The 17667-nt window shown below is 54.8% G+C and carries 15 protein-coding genes and 1 pseudogene; 14 read left to right on the forward strand and 2 right to left on the reverse strand.

Features of this window, described 5'->3' with window-relative positions:
• Window positions 1-14: 14 nt before the first annotated feature.
• From A6070_RS07160 to A6070_RS07230, 13 genes are all read left to right on the forward strand, one after another.
• Window positions 15-398, forward strand: a complete 384-nt coding sequence (locus A6070_RS07160) for a (2Fe-2S) ferredoxin domain-containing protein (protein ID WP_072287680.1) — start codon at window positions 15-17, stop codon at window positions 396-398.
• 18 nt (window positions 399-416) lie between these two features.
• Window positions 417-1877: an NADH-ubiquinone oxidoreductase-F iron-sulfur binding region domain-containing protein gene (locus A6070_RS07165; RefSeq protein WP_072287681.1), complete on the forward strand. Its 1461-nt coding sequence runs from the start codon at window positions 417-419 to the stop codon at window positions 1875-1877.
• 20 nt (window positions 1878-1897) lie between these two features.
• Window positions 1898-3655 (forward strand): NADH-dependent [FeFe] hydrogenase, group A6, encoded by a 1758-nt coding sequence (locus tag A6070_RS07170; protein WP_072287682.1) that lies wholly within the window; start codon window positions 1898-1900, stop codon window positions 3653-3655.
• Between the two features lie 177 nt (window positions 3656-3832).
• Complete coding sequence (hydE, locus tag A6070_RS07180) at window positions 3833-4903, forward strand: [FeFe] hydrogenase H-cluster radical SAM maturase HydE (RefSeq protein ID WP_072287683.1); 1071 nt, start codon at window positions 3833-3835, stop codon at window positions 4901-4903.
• A gap of 4 nt (window positions 4904-4907) precedes the next feature.
• Complete coding sequence (gene hydG / locus A6070_RS07185) at window positions 4908-6332, forward strand: [FeFe] hydrogenase H-cluster radical SAM maturase HydG (protein WP_072287684.1); 1425 nt, start codon at window positions 4908-4910, stop codon at window positions 6330-6332.
• A gap of 1 nt (window position 6333) precedes the next feature.
• Window positions 6334-7743, forward strand: coding sequence for an aspartate ammonia-lyase (locus A6070_RS07190; RefSeq protein ID WP_201257950.1), 1410 nt, complete (start codon window positions 6334-6336; stop codon window positions 7741-7743).
• On the forward strand, window positions 7743-8993 hold the full coding sequence (hydF, locus tag A6070_RS07195; RefSeq protein ID WP_072287686.1) for a [FeFe] hydrogenase H-cluster maturation GTPase HydF: 1251 nt from the start codon (window positions 7743-7745) through the stop codon (window positions 8991-8993). The genes A6070_RS07190 and hydF overlap by 1 nt, the downstream gene beginning before the upstream one ends.
• Before the next feature lie 546 nt (window positions 8994-9539).
• Window positions 9540-10037, forward strand: a complete 498-nt coding sequence (locus A6070_RS07205; protein WP_072287688.1) for a hypothetical protein — start codon at window positions 9540-9542, stop codon at window positions 10035-10037.
• A gap of 28 nt (window positions 10038-10065) precedes the next feature.
• On the forward strand, window positions 10066-10341 hold the full coding sequence (locus A6070_RS07210) for a nucleoside triphosphate pyrophosphohydrolase family protein (protein WP_072288180.1): 276 nt from the start codon (window positions 10066-10068) through the stop codon (window positions 10339-10341).
• 293 nt (window positions 10342-10634) lie between these two features.
• Window positions 10635-11168, forward strand: a complete 534-nt coding sequence (locus A6070_RS07215; RefSeq protein ID WP_072287689.1) for a nitroreductase family protein — start codon at window positions 10635-10637, stop codon at window positions 11166-11168.
• 5 nt (window positions 11169-11173) lie between these two features.
• Window positions 11174-11704 (forward strand): nitroreductase family protein, encoded by a 531-nt coding sequence (locus A6070_RS07220; RefSeq protein WP_072287690.1) that lies wholly within the window; start codon window positions 11174-11176, stop codon window positions 11702-11704.
• A 61-nt stretch (window positions 11705-11765) separates the two neighbouring features.
• Entirely contained in the window at window positions 11766-13172 is a 1407-nt protein-coding gene (locus tag A6070_RS07225) for a DNA recombination protein RmuC (protein ID WP_072287691.1), read from the forward strand.
• Between the two features lie 91 nt (window positions 13173-13263).
• Window positions 13264-13659 carry an NINE protein gene (locus tag A6070_RS07230; protein ID WP_072287692.1) on the forward strand — a complete coding sequence of 132 codons (396 nt, stop codon included), beginning with the start codon at window positions 13264-13266 and terminating at the stop codon, window positions 13657-13659.
• A gap of 61 nt (window positions 13660-13720) precedes the next feature.
• Here the strand turns inward: A6070_RS07230 and A6070_RS07235 are convergent, their stop codons facing one another.
• Both A6070_RS07235 and A6070_RS16045 read right to left on the reverse strand, forming a co-directional pair.
• On the reverse strand, window positions 13721-15175 hold the full coding sequence (locus tag A6070_RS07235) for an AMP-dependent synthetase/ligase (RefSeq protein WP_083568953.1): 1455 nt from the start codon (window positions 15173-15175) through the stop codon (window positions 13721-13723).
• Between the two features lie 41 nt (window positions 15176-15216).
• Window positions 15217-15654 (reverse strand): annotated as a pseudogene (locus A6070_RS16045) (AMP-binding protein); the annotation flags it as partial.
• A 210-nt stretch (window positions 15655-15864) separates the two neighbouring features.
• Between A6070_RS16045 and lepA the strand changes: the two are divergent.
• Window positions 15865-17664, forward strand: a complete 1800-nt coding sequence (lepA, locus tag A6070_RS07240; RefSeq protein WP_072287693.1) for a translation elongation factor 4 — start codon at window positions 15865-15867, stop codon at window positions 17662-17664.
• The last annotated feature ends 3 nt before the right edge of the window (window positions 17665-17667 follow it).

Genomic DNA, 17667 nt, shown 5'->3' on the forward strand with positions numbered 1-17667 from the left:
GGAGATAATTCGATATGGCCAAGATCAATTCTCTGGCGGAACTGCAGAAAAAACGTGAAGACCTGCAGGCTGCCGCAAATAAATCCAAAAGCGAAAAAATCATCGTCAACGTTTCCCTGGCGACCTGCAGCATCGCCTCCGGCGGCAAGGAAACGCTGGAAGCCATGAAGCAGGAATGCGCCGCGCAGGGCATCAGTAACGTGGAATTCGGTCAGGTCGGCTGCCATACCTACTGCTATGCCGAGCCGACCGTGGAAATCATCCTGCCCGGCAAACAGCCGGTGGTGTTCGGTTATGTCAAGGGTGACAAAGCCAAGGAACTGGTGCAGAAATACATCAAAAGCGGCGAGTTGGTCGAGGGCGTGATACCGGTCAACTACGAGCGCGTTGTTTTTTAATAAAGGGAGAGAACAGCTATGGCAAATCAGCTTAGAATAGCCACTCGCAACAGCGGGTTCATCGATCCGGAATCCATTGAATCCTACATCGCCGTCGGCGGCTATCAGGCCCTGGGCAAATGCCTGGCCGAGATGAAGTCCGCCGATGTTATCGAACTGATGAAAAACAGCGGCCTGCGCGGTCGCGGCGGCGCGGGTTTCCCCACCGGCGTCAAATGGGGTTTTGCCGCCAAGTACGCCTCCAACACCAAATATGTCGTCTGCAACGCCGACGAAGGCGACCCGGGCGCGTTCATGGACCGCGCGGTGCTCGAAGGCGACCCGCACAGCGTTCTGGAAGCCATGGCCATCGGCGGCTACGCCATCGGCGGCAACAAGGGCACCATCTACATCCGCGCCGAATATCCGCTGGCCATCAAACGCCTGAAAATGGCCATCGAACAGGCCAAGGAAATGGGTCTGCTGGGCGACAACATCATGGGCACAGACTTCAGCTTCGACCTGGAACTGAAATACGGCGCCGGCGCCTTTGTCTGCGGCGAGGAAACCGCCCTGATCAACTCCATGGAAGGCAACCGCGGCGAGCCGTACACCAAGCCGCCGTTCCCCGCCGAAGCCGGTTACTGGGACAAGCCGACCATCGTCAACAACGTCGAGACCCTGGCCAACATTCCGGCCATCATCATGAAGGGCGCCGACTGGTTCAACAAGATCGGCACCGAGACCTCCAAGGGTACCAAGGTTTTCTGTATCTGCGGCAAGATCAACAACGTCGGTCTGATCGAAGTTCCCATGGGTACCACCCTGCAGGAAGTCATCTTCGAAATCGGCGGCGGTATTCCGCACGGCAAGCAGTTCAAGGCGGTGCAGACCGGCGGCCCCTCCGGCGGCGCGCTGACCTACAAGGACCTTGACGCTCCCATCGACTACGAGAACCTGATCGCCCGCCAGTCGATGATGGGTTCCGGCGGCATGATCGTGATGGACGAAGACGACTGCATGGTGGCGGTGTCCAAGTTCTTCCTGGACTTCACCATGGACGAAACCTGCGGCAAATGCACCCCGTGCCGCATCGGTTCCAAGCGTCTTTACGAAATGCTGGACAAGATCACCAAGGGCCTGGGCACCGAGGAAGACATTGAGAAGATGCGCAGCCTGGCGGTGAACATCAAGGACACCGCCCTGTGCGGCCTTGGCCAGACCATGCCCAACCCGGTACTGTCGACCCTGCGCGTGTTCGAAGACGAATACCGCGCCCACGTGCAGGACAAGAAGTGTCCTGCCGGGGTCTGTACCGAACTGCTCGAGTTCACGGTGGTGGCGGAGAAGTGCGTGGGTTGTACCCTGTGTGCCAAGGTTTGCCCGGTCAACTGCATCAGCGGCAAGCCGAAGGAAGTCCATGTCATCGACCAGTCCGCCTGTATCAAGTGCGGCGCCTGTCTGGACAAGTGTAAGTTCGACGCCATCATCAAACAGTAAAGATAAAGGAGACGTGTCTCATGTCTATGATGAATATAACCATCGACGGTAAAACAACTCAGGTGCCGGCGGGTAGCACGATACTGGATGCAGCCAAAAAGCTCGACATCCATATTCCTACCCTCTGTTTCCTGCAGATGGACGAAATGAAATTCAACAACATGGTTGCATCCTGCCGCGTCTGTGTTGTCGAAGTGGAAAAACGTCGCAACCTGGCTCCGGCCTGCGCAACGCCGGTAATGGACGGCATGGTGGTCAAAACCAACACCATTCGTGTTCTGAATTCCCGCCGTACCGTTCTGGAGCTGATGCTGTCAGACCATCCGAAGGACTGCCTGGTTTGCGCCAAGTCCGGCAACTGCGAGCTGCAGGATCTGTCTGAATACTTTGGCATCCGTGAGGTCAGCTACTCCGGCGCCATGTCCACCTATCGACAGGACGTTTCTCCGTCCATCATCCGCGATATGGACAAGTGCATTCTGTGCCGTCGCTGCGAGACCATGTGTAACAATGTCCAGACCTGCGGCGTCCTGTCCGGCGTGAATCGCGGTTTCGACGCCGTCGTCGCTCCCGCCTTCGAGATGAACCTGTACGATACGGTCTGCACCAACTGCGGTCAGTGTACGGCCGTCTGCCCCGTTGGCGCACTGGTCGAAAACGATCACACCTGGAAGGTCATCGACGCCATCGCCGATCCCGACAAAGTCACTGTGGTCCAGACCGCTCCCGCCGTGCGTGCCGCCCTGGGTGAGGCCTGCGGCATGGAGCCCGGTCAGAGCGTCACCGGCAAGATGGCCGCCGCTCTGCGCCGCCTCGGTTTCGACCATGTGTTCGATACCGACTTCGCGGCCGACCTCACCATCATGGAGGAAGGCTCCGAGTTCCTCGATCGTCTGCAGAAGTTCCTCGATGGCGACAAGAATGTCAGACTGCCCATCATGACTTCCTGCTGTCCCGCCTGGGTCAAATTCTTCGAGCATCAGTTTCCCGACCTGCTCGATGTGCCCTCCACCGCCAAATCGCCCCAGCAGATGTTTGGCGCCATTGCCAAGAGCTACTACGCTGAAATCCTGGGCATTCCCCGCGAGAAGATGGTCGTGGTTTCGGTCATGCCCTGCCTCGCCAAGAAGTACGAATGTTCCCGTCCCGAGTTCGCCGTCAATGGCAACCCCGATGTGGACATCGTTATTTCGACCCGTGAGCTCGGCCGACTGATCAAACGCATGAACATCGACTTCTCCAAACTGCCCGACGAAGATTTCGATGCCCCGTTGGGTGCTTCGACCGGTGCGGCACCGATTTTCGGGGTCAGTGGTGGTGTCATGGAAGCTGCCCTGCGTACCGCTTATGAACTGGCTACCGGCGAAACCCTGCCTAAAGTCGAGTTTGAAGCCGTTCGCACCCTGACCGGCGTGAAAACCGCCGAAATCAAGGTCGGCCCGCATACCCTCAATGTCGGTGTGGCCAGCGGTCTTGGCAATGCCCGCAAGCTGCTCGAAATGGTACGTAGCGGCGAGAAGCAGTTCCATGTCATCGAGATCATGGCCTGCCCCGGCGGTTGCATCGGCGGGGGTGGACAGCCCTACCATCATGGCGACATGGAGATTCTTGCCAAGCGTAATCAGGTTCTGTACAACGAAGATGCCGGCAAGGAACTGCGCAAGTCCCACGAGAACCCGTACATCATCGAGCTGTATGAAAAATACCTGGGCAAGCCGCTCAGCGAAAAAGCACATCATCTGCTGCATACGCACTACTTCAAGCGCCAGCAGCTGTAAGAAGGTATCATTCCTTCTGATCCAAAAAGGCCGGATGCAATGCATCCGGCCTTTTTTCTTCGTTCTTTCGTAAAGTTGCCAAATTTGACCTGAATCAAAGAAAGTCCGCCGATATTTTTGTAGTATGGCGAAAAATCGGAACTAAACAGTACTTCAGCGGACAGGATGATGGATAACATGACGAAGCAGGAAATCATGCGATGGCTTCAGTGCCCCGCGGGATCCGAGCTTGATACTCTTCAGGCCCGGGCAGATAAGACACGCCACGAGCACGTTGGCGATGCCGTGCATCTGCGGGGTCTGGTGGAACTTTCCAACATCTGTTCGCGCAACTGTCTGTATTGCGGAATCCGACGCGACAATCATGCTGTTCAGCGTTATCGGATCACCCTTGAAGAAATCATGGATTGCGCTTTCAAGGCTGTCGAATACGGTTTTGGCACGCTGGTTCTGCAAGGAGGGGAAGACGCCGGGCTTACAGCGGCTTTCATAGGCGAGGTCATTCGCCGCATTAAAACGGAAACCGAACTTGCCGTTACCCTGAGTCTCGGCGAACGGGACCCTGCCGAATGGAAAATGTGGCGCGAAGCCGGGGCCGACCGCTACCTGTTGAGATTCGAAACTTCCAACCGTGCGCTGTTTGACCGCATTCATCCGCCGCGTGAAGGACATGCCAGTACCTCGCGGATTGCGATGCTCAAAACCCTGCAGGATATCGGGTATGAAACCGGCAGCGGTGTCATGATCGGCATTCCGGGACAGCGATATTCAGACCTGGCTGAAGATATACAGCTTTTTGCCGATCTGCAGCTCGACATGATAGGCGTCGGTCCATACATCCCGCATCCCCAGACTCCCATGGGCAACTGGAAGGATGGAGGCATGGGAGACGAGCAGGTGCCGAATTCCCTTGCCATGGGGTTGCGGGTTGTGGCCCTTGCGCGGCTGGTCTGTCCCGGCGCCAACATTCCGAGCACCACCGCTCTGGCGACACTGGACGGAAAAGCCGGCCGGGAAATGGGCCTGTGTTGGGGTGCGAATGTCATCATGCCCAACCTGACACCTCTGAAATACCGGCGATTGTACGAAATCTATCCAAGCAAGGCGGCTTCCACCGAAACCCCGGAACAAAGCAGGGACGCTGCCTTGAAACAGATTGAATTTCTCGGAAGAAGTCCCGGCAGAGGGCGGGGCGATTCGCTTTATCATCTTCAATATAAGACAACATCCAAGCGGAAAGAAGGTTGATACCATGTGTGCTTTGCCATCTTTGAAACTCAGTGATCGGGCGGTTGATTTTATCGATGAAGACTACCTGCACGGACTGCTCGCCGGTAAAAAACCGGACGCATCGCGTATCCGTGAAATCATTGCCAAAAGTCTCGCCAAGCAGGCCCTGAGTCTGGAGGAGACAGCCTCTCTGGTGTTGACCGAGGATCCTGAGCTGGTTCAGGAAATTTTCGCTGCCGCGCGTCAACTCAAGGAAAACGTGTACGGTAACCGCATTGTGCTGTTCGCGCCGCTGTATATCGGCAACGACTGCATCAACGACTGCACTTATTGCGCATTCAAACGCTCCAACTTTCAGGCTGTCCGCAGAACCCTGGCTCCGGAAGAAATTCGCCAGCAGGTTGTGGCCCTGGAAGACAAGGGTCACAAGCGTCTGATCCTTGTCTTCGGCGAGCACCCGAAATACGATGCGGATTTCATTGCCGAAACGGTGCGAAACGTCTATTCCGTGCATTCCGGCCATGGAGAAATCCGGCGTGTCAACATCAATGCCGCGCCCCTGGATATCGAAGGTTATAAAAAAGTCAAGGAAGCCGGAATCGGCACCTACCAGATTTTCATGGAAACCTATCATCACGATACCTACTCCATGATGCATCCCGGCGATACCCGCAAGGGCAATTATCTGTACCGGCTGGACGGTCTGAGCCGGGCCTTTGAAGCCGGCTGCGACGATGTCGGGCTTGGCGTACTGTTTGGCCTCTACGACTGGCGTTTCGAAGTTCTCGGTATGGTACGCCACGCACTCTATCTGCAGGAACGTTACAATGTCGGTCCCCATACCCTGAGTTTTCCCAGGCTGCGCCCGGCGCAGGGGGTTGAGTTCGATGAGCGGTATTTCGTCAACGATGAAGAATTCAAGCGCGTTATCGCCATCCTTCGCCTTGCGGTGCCTTACACCGGCCTGATTCTTACCGCTCGCGAAAACCCTGAACTGCGTCGCGAGCTCATGTCCTTTGGCGTATCCCAGATCGATGCGGGAAGCCGTATTGAAATCGGCGGATACACCGAGGCCGGCGATGCCCAGGTCATGGAACGGGAACAGTTCTGTCTGGGGGATATCCGTTCGCTCGATGATGTCATGCGGGAACTGATGGCCGACGGCTATGTGCCCAGCTTTTGTACATCATGCTATCGCAGCGGTCGAACCGGCGAACATTTCATGGAATTCAGCATTCCCGGATTCATAAAACGTTACTGCACACCCAATGCCTTGCTGACCCTTCAGGAGTACCTGGTTGATTATGCTTCGAAAGAAACGCGGGCCGTTGGCGAGAAGCTGATCGCGGCAGAGATCGCCAATATGGAAGAGGGGGAAATGAAAAGCAGAACCCTCCAGCAGTTGCAGGACATCAAGGAGCGCGAGGTTCGCGATATCTATTTCTGATATGGGCGATTACCGTACCGAAAAAGATCTGCTTGGGGAAATGAGCGTCCCTTGCGATGCGCTGTACGGCATTCACACTGTCAGGGCACGGGAGAATTTTCCGCTGGCGGGACGTCCGGTTCACCGGGCCCTGGTGCATGCCTTCGGAGCGGTCAAACTTGCCTGCGCCCAGACCAACCGGGAACTCGGCTGCTGGGACGGTGAAAAAGGGCTGGCCATTGAAACGGCCTGCACGGAAATGATGCAAGGGCAACTCGACGGTCACGTGATCGTCGATGCCCTGCAGGGCGGTGCCGGCACTTCGACCAACATGAATGTAAATGAGGTGCTGGCCAATCGAGCCTTGCAACTCCTCGGGCATGCGCCGGGAAATTACGATTTCGTCAGTCCCCTGGAGGATATTAACCGTCACCAGTCGACTAACGACACTTTCCCGACAGCATTGAAAGTGGCCGGGATTCTGCAGTTGAGACTGCTGGAAACGGAAGTTGTGGCCTTGCTCGAAGCCTTTCAGGGGCAGGAGAAAAAGCTGGCACATGTGGTCAAGATTGGCCGCACCCAGTTCCAGGATGCGGCCCTGACGACTCTTGGTCGGGAGATGTCGGCTTACGCGGATGCTTTTGGCAGGGACCGATGGCGGATTTATAAATGCGAGGAACGGCTCAGAGTCGTAAATCTTGGCGGCACGGCTATCGGTACCGGTGTTGCAGCTCCCCGACAGTATATTTTCAAAGTGGTGGAAAAGCTCCGCGGCATTACCGGATGCGGGCTCGCGCGAGCTGAAAATCTCATAGATGCCACACAGAATGCCGATGCGTTTGTCGAAGTCAGCGGGATTCTGAAGGCTTTGGCCGTCAACCTGCTCAAAATCGCTGGAGACCTGCGCTTCCTGTCATCCGGGCCGGATGCCGGAATCGGGGAAATCCGCCTGCCTCACCGGCAGGCAGGATCTTCCATTATGCCCGGCAAGGTCAATCCCGTTATCCCGGAAGCGGTTTCCCAGGCAGCTCTGGTGGTCATGAGCAACGATCAGACCATCGCCCAGGCGTGCGCCATGGGACAACTGGAACTCAATCCGTTCCTCCCTCTGGTGGCCGATGCCTTGTTGGGCAGCCTCGATCTGCTGCGCGGAGCCTGCGGCATTTTTCGTCGTTTTTGCGTTGAACAGATGGAAGCCAATGAAGCCCGGTGCCGGCAGCATGTCGAGAACTCAACGGCCAGCGTAACCGCATTGGTCGGCAGCATCGGTTACCAGAGAGCCACCGAACTTGCCAGGCAGGTCGCCTCAACGGGGCGCGGCCTGCGCGAACTTGCCATCGAGCAAGGTCTGGTAACAGAAGAAAAATTTGATGAACTCGTATCTCCGCAGAGCGTTACCCGACTCGGTACGCCCATAAAGAAGGTGCCATGATGAAATCGACCCCCAAAGGAATGCGTCTTCACATCGGATTGTTCGGCCGTCGCAATGTCGGCAAATCGTCCCTGCTGAACGCTTTGACCCGGCAGAATGTCTCCATTGTATCCAACGTGGCCGGCACGACTACCGACGCCGTGGAAAAGCCCATGGAAATGCTGCCCATCGGACCCGTGCTTTTTATCGATACCGCGGGTATCGACGATGTCGGCGCCCTTGGGGAAATGCGCGTGCAGAAAACCCGACAGGTTTTTGATCGCACCGATATCGGACTTATCGTAGCGGAAGCCGGGCTGTGGGCAGATTTCGAGGAAGCCATTTTTTCCGAACTGCAGCAGCGGCATATTCCGGTGGTCGTCGTTTTCAATAAATGCGACATTGCGCAACCCGCCGCTGAGCATCTTGCCCGCTTTTCGGAGGACGGAGTTCCCTGCGTGGCAACGACAGCCGAAACTGGCGAGGGGGTTCTCGATTTACGCGAAGCGCTGATTCGAACGGTTCCTGACGAATTTATCAATCCCCCTACCATCCTCGGGGATCTGGTGCCGTCGGGAGAACTTGCGGTTCTGGTTGTTCCAATCGATATGGAGGCGCCCAAAGGGCGTTTGATTCTTCCTCAGGTTCAGTCCATTCGCGATATTCTCGATAACGATGCCTATTGCATGGTGGTCAAGGAACGGGAACTGCGCGATGCCCTTGACCGTCTGAAGCGCCCGCCAGCACTGGTGGTAACAGATTCCCAGGCATTTTTGAAGGTTGCAGCCGACACCCCGGAAGACGTGCCGATGACATCGTTTTCCATTCTCTTCGCCCGTTTCAAGGGGGATCTGGGAGAATATGTGCGTGGCACCATGGCCATCGAGAACCTTATGCCGGGCGATCGCGTATTGATTGCCGAATCGTGCAGCCATCACCCCATCGGAGAAGATATCGGGAGAGTCAAGATACCTCGCTGGCTGCAGCAGTATGTGGGAGGGAAGCTTGAATTTGTCCATACACAGGGGCATGATTTCCCTGAAGATCTGGCGACCTACAAACTGGTCATCAACTGCGGATCCTGCATGTGGAACCGACGCGAGGTGCTGTCCCGCATCATGCACTGCCAGCAGGCTGGTGTTCCTTGCAGTAACTACGGTCTGACCATTGCCTATTCGCTGGGTATTTTCGAACGCGCGCTCAGACCATTCCCCTCGGCGGAGGAAATCTATCGCGAAATGGCGCCGGAAATCAGCAGCACGGGCTTGTAGCTTGTATCCATATGGGAAACTGACTTACGAAACATTTCAAGCCAGGGCTACCGTGAATGACACCCCGCACATTCGACGGGGCCTTTTTTGTTCTGCCGATGACAATCGAGGCACAGCCCGTGTCCCATTTCCCGGGTAAGGGCTGCTTTTTCGTTGCCTCCCCGATGACAGGTGCTGCAGGCCATGAGTGTGGCATGGGGTTTGTGCGGAAAACGCAGTTTTTCGTTTTCCGGCACAGCGGTTTGAGGTGAGGTGACTTCCAGTGGCATTTCGGTTTGGGCAGACGCAACCTGGGAGCCTGCCTCCCTGCAGCCTCCCAGGCTGAGCGCCAGACAAAATATCAAACCCATCCTTTTCATAGGCCCTCTCAAGCGCCAGGGTTTATCAGCTGGTTTTCACTATATCCCAAAAAGTTTTCTTTTCCGATATTTTCCACCGATGTTTTTGCCAGTTGGCAGTCTGGGGTGATTGCCGCTATAATGACCCATCCGGCAATCTTTGGGAATGGCAGACGATTGCTGGAATTCTTCGCCTCTGGAGCGCGACATGTTAAAAAATGCAGGTTTGAGTATTTTTTTTCTGTTGATTGTGAGCTGTTTTATACTGATATCGGGCGGCTACAGGCATACCGCATGGGCGGAAAAAGCCGCCGGCGAATTCAATATCAAACAGGAAGGCATCAAAAAAGACAATATTTTCAACCTTTTTTTCGGAGGCGCTCCTTTGATGCCGACGGAAAACGGCATTCTGATCATCGATGCCTTTCTTGACGAAAACGGCAACCAACAATGGGATGCGGGAGAGCCGGCACTCGAGAAAGCTCTTGTCTGCACACTGGATGACATTGAATACCCGGTACCGGCTTTTATTCCCGGATTGAAAAACGGGGACAATTATTTTCTGAAATGCTCCGGGGAAGACTACCATCCGACGATTGAAAAAAAGAACGTCTTTATCAAAAAGAGAGGAGAGATCATCAAAATCGAGGTGCCCTGTCAGCTTCCTGTCTCACGCACAGCCCTGAAAACCGCACCTGAAAAATAACATGGATCCGATAATGCGAGAAGTTCTCATGGATAACAAAGCCTACGCCGATATTTTTGATGCCACCCTTCAGAAATGGGGCATTGAAGCCCAGTACGATCAGGCCATTGAAGAATGTGCCGAGTTGATCGCCGCCCTCAAACATTTTAAACGCGGCAAGGTTACCGAAAGTGAAATCATCGATGAACTGGCCGATGTTATTCTCATGACCCAACAATTGGTGTTCATGCTGGGAGAGGATCGCGTTGACAGTGCCATTACAAGAAAAGTCGAAAAACTGCGTTTGCTTTTGCATGCCCGCTGACCCGTACCAAAACCAGGCGCCACCGTTGCCCCTGCCATTGCCCTGCCGTCTTTCCGAAAGCGTACCTTGAATTTTGTTTCCGTCCCTGTTAGTGTTTGAAGCATTCGAAATCAATATGTTTTTTTGGTCCGGTTTGTGCTTCGTGCCTGTTCGGGAAAACGGTTTCCGCCCGGCTCCATTCATATAGGGCGCGAAACCGGCGGCTCCCCTGGGGTTAATGCAACAGGCCCCCAAGCCTTGTGTTGCCGCAAAACGTATGGCTGCACGGCCTGAGCCGGGAAGGAGGATAGGGCATGTTCATCGACTTGCTGCGAAGGCGGCGCAGCATCCGCAATTTCGATTCCCGTAGGATTGAACCGGAAAAAATGGATTTACTGATCGAGGCCATGCTTCGATCTCCGACATCCAAAGGGCGCCGGCCATGGGAATTCATCATCGTTACCGATCCGGAAATCAGGGCGGCTCTTGCTGCCGCCAAACCCAAGGGCGCCTCCTTTCTAGGCGGAGCCCCTGTTTGCATCGTCATTTGTGGCAACCCCGATACAAGTGACGTATGGATAGAAGACTGCGCGGTTGCTGCCACGATGCTTCAACTGGCGGCGGAGGATGTCGGTCTCGGAAGTTGCTGGTCTCAGATCCGCGGTCGTCAGCATGCCACCGGCATTTCGGCGACGAGTGCATTGCGTCAGCTCCTGCAACTTCCGGATAACTTTCAGATCGCCTCCATTATCGGCATCGGATATCCATCGGCATCTGTTTTGCCGAATCCGGAAGAGGCGCTCCCCGTCCAAAAAATTCACGAAAACCGTTATAACCACAGGAGATAAGTCGTATGGTTCTTTCTTTGCTGAGAAAACGCCGCAGTATCCGCAAATATCAGCCCCGTCCAATTGAAAAAGAAAAGATCGAAACCCTCATGGAGGTTTTACTGCGCTCTCCTTCGTCTAGAAGCCTCAATCCCTGGCAATTCATTTTCGTCTCGGATCCTGCGCTTCTTGCAAAGCTGGGAAAAAGCAAGAAACATGGGGCGTCCTTTCTCAAAAATGCCGCATTGGCGGTCGTGCTGTGCGCCGATCCCCAACAATGTGATGTCTGGGTTGAAGATTGTTCCGTTGCCGCAACGCTTTTGCAGCTTGCGGCAGAAGAGATGGGATTGGGCAGCTGCTGGGTGCAGATAAGGCTCCGTCGCCATGACGAAGCGCAATCCGCCGAGGCGTTTATTAAGGACCTGCTGCAGATCCCCGATCATCTGGCCGTGGCATCCATCGTCGGACTGGGCTATCCGAATGAAGTCAAAACACCGCATGCCGCGGAGAAGCTTCAATATGAAAAAATATTTTCCAACATCTACGGAAACCGGTAAATAGAGCCGGAAAAAATCAGATGTTGCCTATTTCAATTCCTTTTAGCGTGGCCGGTTGACCATGGATGTTTTGACAACGGTGATTGCCTTTTGTTCAGGTACGGCTTGCGGCGCCTTGTTCGGCGGGATGCTGGTTTATCGCCGCGCTCGAACCGCGAGGCTGGTGCGGGATCGCGACACGCACGCCCAGATTGCCGTATTGCAGGAACGCCTGGAAAACCGCGCACGGGAGAACGCGGCTATGGCGGTGCGTCTCTCCACGCTGGAATCCGAAAAGGCCGAGAAAAACCAGGCTCTCTCGGCCGCCGCCGCGCGTACGGCATCCCTGGAAACGCAATTGGACCAGGAGCGCAAGCAGGCTTCGGAAAAGCTGGGCTTGCTGAATGAAGCCAGGGACCAGTTGCGCCTGGAATTCCAGAATCTTGCTCACCGGATCTTTGACGAGAAGAGCCGAATCTTCGTGGATCAGAACAGAACGAATCTCGATCGGGTGCTGATGCCTTTCAGGGACCAGATCAAGGACTTTGGAACCAAGGTTGAGCAGGCTTACCATGCCGAAGCCCGTGAGCGCCATTCCTTGCGACAGGAAGTTGTCAGGTTGCAGGAACTCAACCAGCAGATCCAGGAAGATGCCGTCAATCTCACCGCCGCATTGAAGGGACACGCAAAAACCCAGGGCACCTGGGGGGAGATAGTCCTGGAGCGGCTCCTGGAACAATCCGGATTGCGCAAGGGCAGAGAATATGTGGTGCAATGCAGTTACCGCAACACGCAAGGCAGACAATCGCGTCCGGATATTGTCGTGCATCTTCCTGACAGCAAAGATATTGTTATCGATTCCAAGGTTTCTCTTACCGCCTATGAGAGGTATGTCAACGCAGTCGATCAGGAATCCCGTCTGCTCGCCGTTCGCCAGCACATGGCATCACTTCATGCCCATCTCAAGGAACTTCAGGGCAAGGAATATGAAAATCTGCCACAAATAAGAAGTCTTGATTTTGTGTTGATGTTCGTACCGGTGGAAGGGGCTTTCACCCTGGCGCTGGAGGAGGACGAAAACATTTTTCAGAGGGCTTTTGAACAGAACATCATGATCGTGTCGCCTTCGACTCTACTGGTTACCCTGCGTACCATTCAGAATATCTGGCGGCACGAGTACCAGAACCGTAATGCCCTTGAAATCGCCCGTCAGGCAGGCAATCTTTACGATCATTTTGTCCGTTTTGTCGATGATCTGGAAAAAGTTGGGGAGTTCCTGGGAAAAAGTCGCCTGTATTATGAACAGGCTCACAGGCGGCTCGCGACGGGGAAGGGCAATCTGGTACGGCGCGCTGAAAACCTGCGAGAACTGGGGGTGCAGGTGAACAAGATACTGCCGTCGGATATCCTGGAGGGTGCCCATCTGGATATCGACGGCGAAAAAACCGCACCGGTTATCTCGGCCGCCGGCGAAAACCCCGCACGTTAGAATCGATTTTCTATGGTTTTTATATTTTAAAAACAATGTATTAAGTTAAAATACCTCGAAAATACTTAAAATATCTGACAGGAGGACAGTTATGAAAGACAACACCCATAGTTTGCTGGTCGGTTATCTTTTATGGATTTTCGGGTTTATCGGCGCCCATCGTTTTTATTACGGGAAACCCGTCAGCGGCACCATATATTTCTTTACCCTCGGACTGTTGTTTGTTGGATGGTTCGTCGATCTTCTTCTGATTCCCGGCATGAACCGCCAGGCCGACCGGCGTTTTTTACCCGGCAGGTTCGATTACAATATTGCCTGGCTGCTACTCGGTTTTCTCGGCGTCCTGGGTATTCACCGTTTTTATCTTGGCAAATGGGCCACGGGCCTTTTGTATCTTGTTACCGCCGGTCTTTTCGGTATTGGCGTCCTGTACGACTTCTGGACGCTCAATGACCAGGTCTCCGATGGCAACCAACAGCCTGCATGATCCGTTTTGGCCGTGCACCGTGGATACTATCAAGTGTTTATCCAGGATTCCCGGATGAACACTATCGCGATGCGGGGATATCGGCTTCAACAACGTACCGCTTGATTTTGCGGGTGGTTGTTTTGGGAAATTCGTCGTCACGCAGGGTGAATCGTTTGATCCGTTTGTAGTCCGCCAGGCGGTTCCCGACTTCCAGCACTTCCTGCCGGATGAGTTCCTTGACGTCGGCTTCATTCAGGGCCGGGCAACCTGTTTGCCTGACGTGATTGTCCAGAGCTTCCTGGTCCGGATAAATGATGGCATGAACCTCCTCCGAGGTGTCGTTCAATTTGTGGCCGTACACCATGACCTCGGCAACGAAAGGGCTTTTAAGCAGTTCGTTTTCCACCTCCTCCGGATAGACATTTTTGCCGTTGGGCGTCACGATCAGGTTTTTCACACGGCCACGAATCGTCAGATAGCCCTTTGCATCGAGATGGCCAAGATCACCGGTGCGGTACCATCCATCCACAATGACTTCGGCGGTGGCCCTGGGGCGTTTGTAGTATCCCTGCATGACATTGGGGCCTTTGACCAGGATCTCGCCGACGCCTTCCTCATTGGGGTGGTCGATGCGCACCTCGACACCGGGTATTGTTCTGCCAACGGTGCCCAGTTTGCGATGATGGGGTGATTCCGCGGCAATGATCGGAGAAGTCTCCGTTATGCCGTATCCCTGCAGAATGGTGATGCCCAGACTTGTTATGCCTCTGGCGATTTCGGGATCGAGAGCGGCGCCACCGCTGATGAAGGTGATATTTTTACCGAAACTTTTTTTTATCTTCGCAGTTACCAGGGATCGGGTAAAAGGTATGGAAAACAAGGTCTTGGCGAGCGGTTTTTCTTCGATGCCACGACGGATGCGGTTCAGCAGGACGCGATAGACGGCAGGAACCCCCATGACATATGTCGGCTTTTCCTCGACCAGGTTCTGTCCGATTTTTTTCAGGGATTCGGCAATCGATACGGTGCCGTTGACGGATAGCGGCGCCAGAACTCCGGCCACCTGTTCAAAAACGTGGTTGATGGGCAGGAAGGAGAGGGTGTGCATCCCCTCGCCGACCTCAAGATGCGGCAACGCCGATTTGATATTGGTCACGATATTGGCGTGGCTCAGCATGGCTCCCTTGGAGCGTCCCATGGTTCCGGAAGTGTAAAGGATAACCGCCGTATCCGTGGGTGCGCGGCCAGGCACCGGGGCAAGGTCACCGTCCCGACCAAAGCGGCCCAGGGGCTCAACGGCATAGCGCCGGAAAAAGGAGCGTCGGGTTTCATCCATATCGTTGAATACACTCTTGATCCCTTCGGTTCTGGTGCCGGCGACCTTTCTTTCTTCCGGATGCAGCAACATCCGCTCAAGGTTTCGACCCAGGCTTTCAACGCGTTGCTGCTCTTCGGTGGAAATACGGTACTGCCTGGCCAGTTCACGCCAGGCATCGACGATATCTCCCATGGTCTGCCTGATTTGTGAAGACATCGTCTTTTCGGGGGGGTATCCAGTGTAACGATTTTTTCAAGATGGTGGAGGTTGGATGCGATATCGGTGAGCACCCCGAGATGTGCCAGATCGGTAAATATTAACCGGGCGCCGCAATCACCCAGAACATGGCGCAGTTCCCCGGCTTTGAGTTCCTTGTCCACGGGCACCACAACAGCCGCGCTTTGCAGGCTGCCGAGGTAGGCGGTAATCCAGGCCGCCGAAGTGCCGCCTATAAGAGCAATCCGGTCCCCTTTGCGTATCCCCCATTGACGCAGGCCGCATGCGGTGCGCTGCACGTCTTCCCATAGCTGGCGATAAGTCATGCTCTGCCAGGATCCCGCGACCTTGAAACGCAAGGCTGTCTTTCCCGGGGTTTTATTTGCGGAATTTCCAATCAGTTCATCAATGGTTGTCAATGCCTCACTCCCTGAAACTTGAATGAATACCGACGCAAGATTGCCATAGCTTGCATACAAGAGCGTTTTCGGCAGCCTGCCAAATAGCCGCTTCCGTTTTAAACGGTAGCGAGATGTTAACGACGGCAGGGACAGGAAGCAATGCTAAAATGATCCTCCCGGCAATATCAGGCGTCCTGGCCCGGCGCCTTTTCCCTTTACAAAAACAGGGGGTTTTTGTAAATTACTCCATTCGCATATCTATCCATAAACCCTAAAGAAAAGAGTCCCATGGACCGCAGCAGGATTCGTAATTTTTCCATTATCGCCCATATCGACCATGGCAAGTCGACTTTGGCGGATCGTCTTCTGGAAACGACCGGTGCCCTGACGGATCGCGAAAAAACCAATCAGTTTCTCGATAAACTGGATCTGGAGAGAGAACGCGGCATTACCATCAAGGCCCAGGCCGTACGTTTAAAATATCGGGCCGATGACGGCAAGGACTACATCCTGAACCTGATCGATACGCCCGGTCATGTCGATTTCAGCTATGAAGTAAGCCGGTCCCTGGCTGCCTGCGAAGGCGGATTGCTGGTTGTCGATGCGTCGCAGGGTGTGGAAGCCCAGACTTTGGCCAACGTATACCTGGCCATTGACCAGAACCTCGAGGTATTTCCGGTCCTTAACAAGATTGACCTGCCAGGCGCCGAACCGGCGCGCATCAAGGAGGAAATCGAAGAGATCATTGGCCTGGACGCTTCCGATGCCGTCGAGGCAAGCGCCAAGGAGGGTATCGGCATTCACGAAATCCTCGAAGCGATTGTCGCCAAAGTGCCGGCGCCCGCCGGGGATGCCGATGCGCCGCTCAAAGCGCTGATTTTCGACTCCTGGTACGACTCCTACCAAGGCGTCATCATGCTGGTGCGGATATTCGACGGAACCTTGAAAAAGGGGGAGAAGATCCATCTGATGGCCAGCGGACGCAGCTATGAAGTGCTTAAGATCGGCGCCTTCACCCCCCATCCTGTGGAGATGCCCGAAATGGCGGCGGGGGAGGTTGGGTTCATCATCGCCGGCATCAAGGTGCTGCAGGATGCCAAGGTCGGCGATACCATCACCCATCTGAACCGTTGCGCCGACAAGCCCCTGGCCGGTTTCCAGGAAGTCAAGCCCATGGTTTATTCCGGGCTGTATCCCATCGACAGCGGTGATTACGATGCCCTGCGGGATGCCATGGAAAAACTACGGCTCAACGATGCATCCTTCTCTTTCGAGCCGGAAAATTCCCTGGCGCTGGGTTTTGGCTTTCGCTGCGGTTTCCTCGGACTGCTGCATATGGAGATAATCCAGGAACGCCTCGAGCGGGAATTCAACATGGAGTTGATCACCACCGCGCCGACGGTACGCTACCGTGTCATCACGACCAAGGGCGAGGAACTGGTGGTTGACAGTGCCAACAAGCTGCCCGATGTACAATACATCGACCGGATTCTCGAGCCGTTCATCCTGGCTTCGGTCCACGTGCCGAACGATTATGTCGGCGGTGTGCTCGCCCTTTGCGAGGAAAAACGCGGCATCCAGCGTGAAATCAAGTATCTTACATCGAACCGCGTGATGGTGATTTATGAGCTGCCCCTGAATGAAATCGTGCTCGATTTTTACGACCGCCTCAAGACCGTGAGCCGGGGGTACGCATCCCTCGACTACGAGTTTCTCGACTATCGACCCAGCGACCTGGTCCGGCTGAACATCATGGTCAATGGTGAGGTTGTCGATGCCCTGTCGCTGATCGTGCACCGTGACAAATCCCAGCTTCGTGGACGGGAACTGGTAAGCAAGATGAAGGAATTCATCCCCCGCCAGCAATACGAGGTTGCGGTGCAGGCCGCCATTGGCAACAAGGTCGTGGCAAGGGCCAACGTTAAAGCCCTGCGCAAGGACGTGACGGCCAAATGTTACGGCGGCGATATCACCCGCAAACGCAAATTGCTCGAAAAACAGAAGGAGGGCAAGAAACGCATGAAGCAGGTCGGCAATGTCGAGCTGCCGCAGGAAGCTTTTCTCGCCATTCTTAAAGTAAAGGAATAGTTT

The sequence above is a fragment of the Syntrophotalea acetylenica genome (assembly GCF_001888165.1).
GTDB classification, from domain to species: domain Bacteria; phylum Desulfobacterota; class Desulfuromonadia; order Desulfuromonadales; family Syntrophotaleaceae; genus Syntrophotalea; species Syntrophotalea acetylenica.

What these genes read in the sequence shown, in the direction of transcription:
- A6070_RS07165 (WP_072287681.1), top strand. Translation starts at nt 417, where the DNA reads ATGGCAAATCAGCTTAGAATAGCCACTCGCAACAGCGGGTTCATCGAT.
- A6070_RS07160 (WP_072287680.1), top strand. Translation starts at nt 15, where the DNA reads ATGGCCAAGATCAATTCTCTGGCGGAACTGCAGAAAAAACGTGAAGAC.
- hydG (WP_072287684.1), top strand. Translation starts at nt 4,908, where the DNA reads ATGTGTGCTTTGCCATCTTTGAAACTCAGTGATCGGGCGGTTGATTTT.
- lepA (WP_072287693.1), top strand. Translation starts at nt 15,865, where the DNA reads ATGGACCGCAGCAGGATTCGTAATTTTTCCATTATCGCCCATATCGAC.
- A6070_RS07215 (WP_072287689.1), top strand. Translation starts at nt 10,635, where the DNA reads ATGTTCATCGACTTGCTGCGAAGGCGGCGCAGCATCCGCAATTTCGAT.
- A6070_RS07230 (WP_072287692.1), top strand. Translation starts at nt 13,264, where the DNA reads ATGAAAGACAACACCCATAGTTTGCTGGTCGGTTATCTTTTATGGATT.
- A6070_RS07170 (WP_072287682.1), top strand. Translation starts at nt 1,898, where the DNA reads ATGTCTATGATGAATATAACCATCGACGGTAAAACAACTCAGGTGCCG.
- A6070_RS07190 (WP_201257950.1), top strand. Translation starts at nt 6,334, where the DNA reads ATGGGCGATTACCGTACCGAAAAAGATCTGCTTGGGGAAATGAGCGTC.
- hydF (WP_072287686.1), top strand. Translation starts at nt 7,743, where the DNA reads ATGAAATCGACCCCCAAAGGAATGCGTCTTCACATCGGATTGTTCGGC.
- hydE (WP_072287683.1), top strand. Translation starts at nt 3,833, where the DNA reads ATGACGAAGCAGGAAATCATGCGATGGCTTCAGTGCCCCGCGGGATCC.
- A6070_RS07235 (WP_083568953.1), bottom strand. Translation starts at nt 15,175, where the DNA reads ATGTCTTCACAAATCAGGCAGACCATGGGAGATATCGTCGATGCCTGG.
- A6070_RS07205 (WP_072287688.1), top strand. Translation starts at nt 9,540, where the DNA reads ATGTTAAAAAATGCAGGTTTGAGTATTTTTTTTCTGTTGATTGTGAGC.
- A6070_RS07220 (WP_072287690.1), top strand. Translation starts at nt 11,174, where the DNA reads ATGGTTCTTTCTTTGCTGAGAAAACGCCGCAGTATCCGCAAATATCAG.
- A6070_RS07225 (WP_072287691.1), top strand. Translation starts at nt 11,766, where the DNA reads ATGGATGTTTTGACAACGGTGATTGCCTTTTGTTCAGGTACGGCTTGC.
- A6070_RS07210 (WP_072288180.1), top strand. Translation starts at nt 10,066, where the DNA reads ATGGATAACAAAGCCTACGCCGATATTTTTGATGCCACCCTTCAGAAA.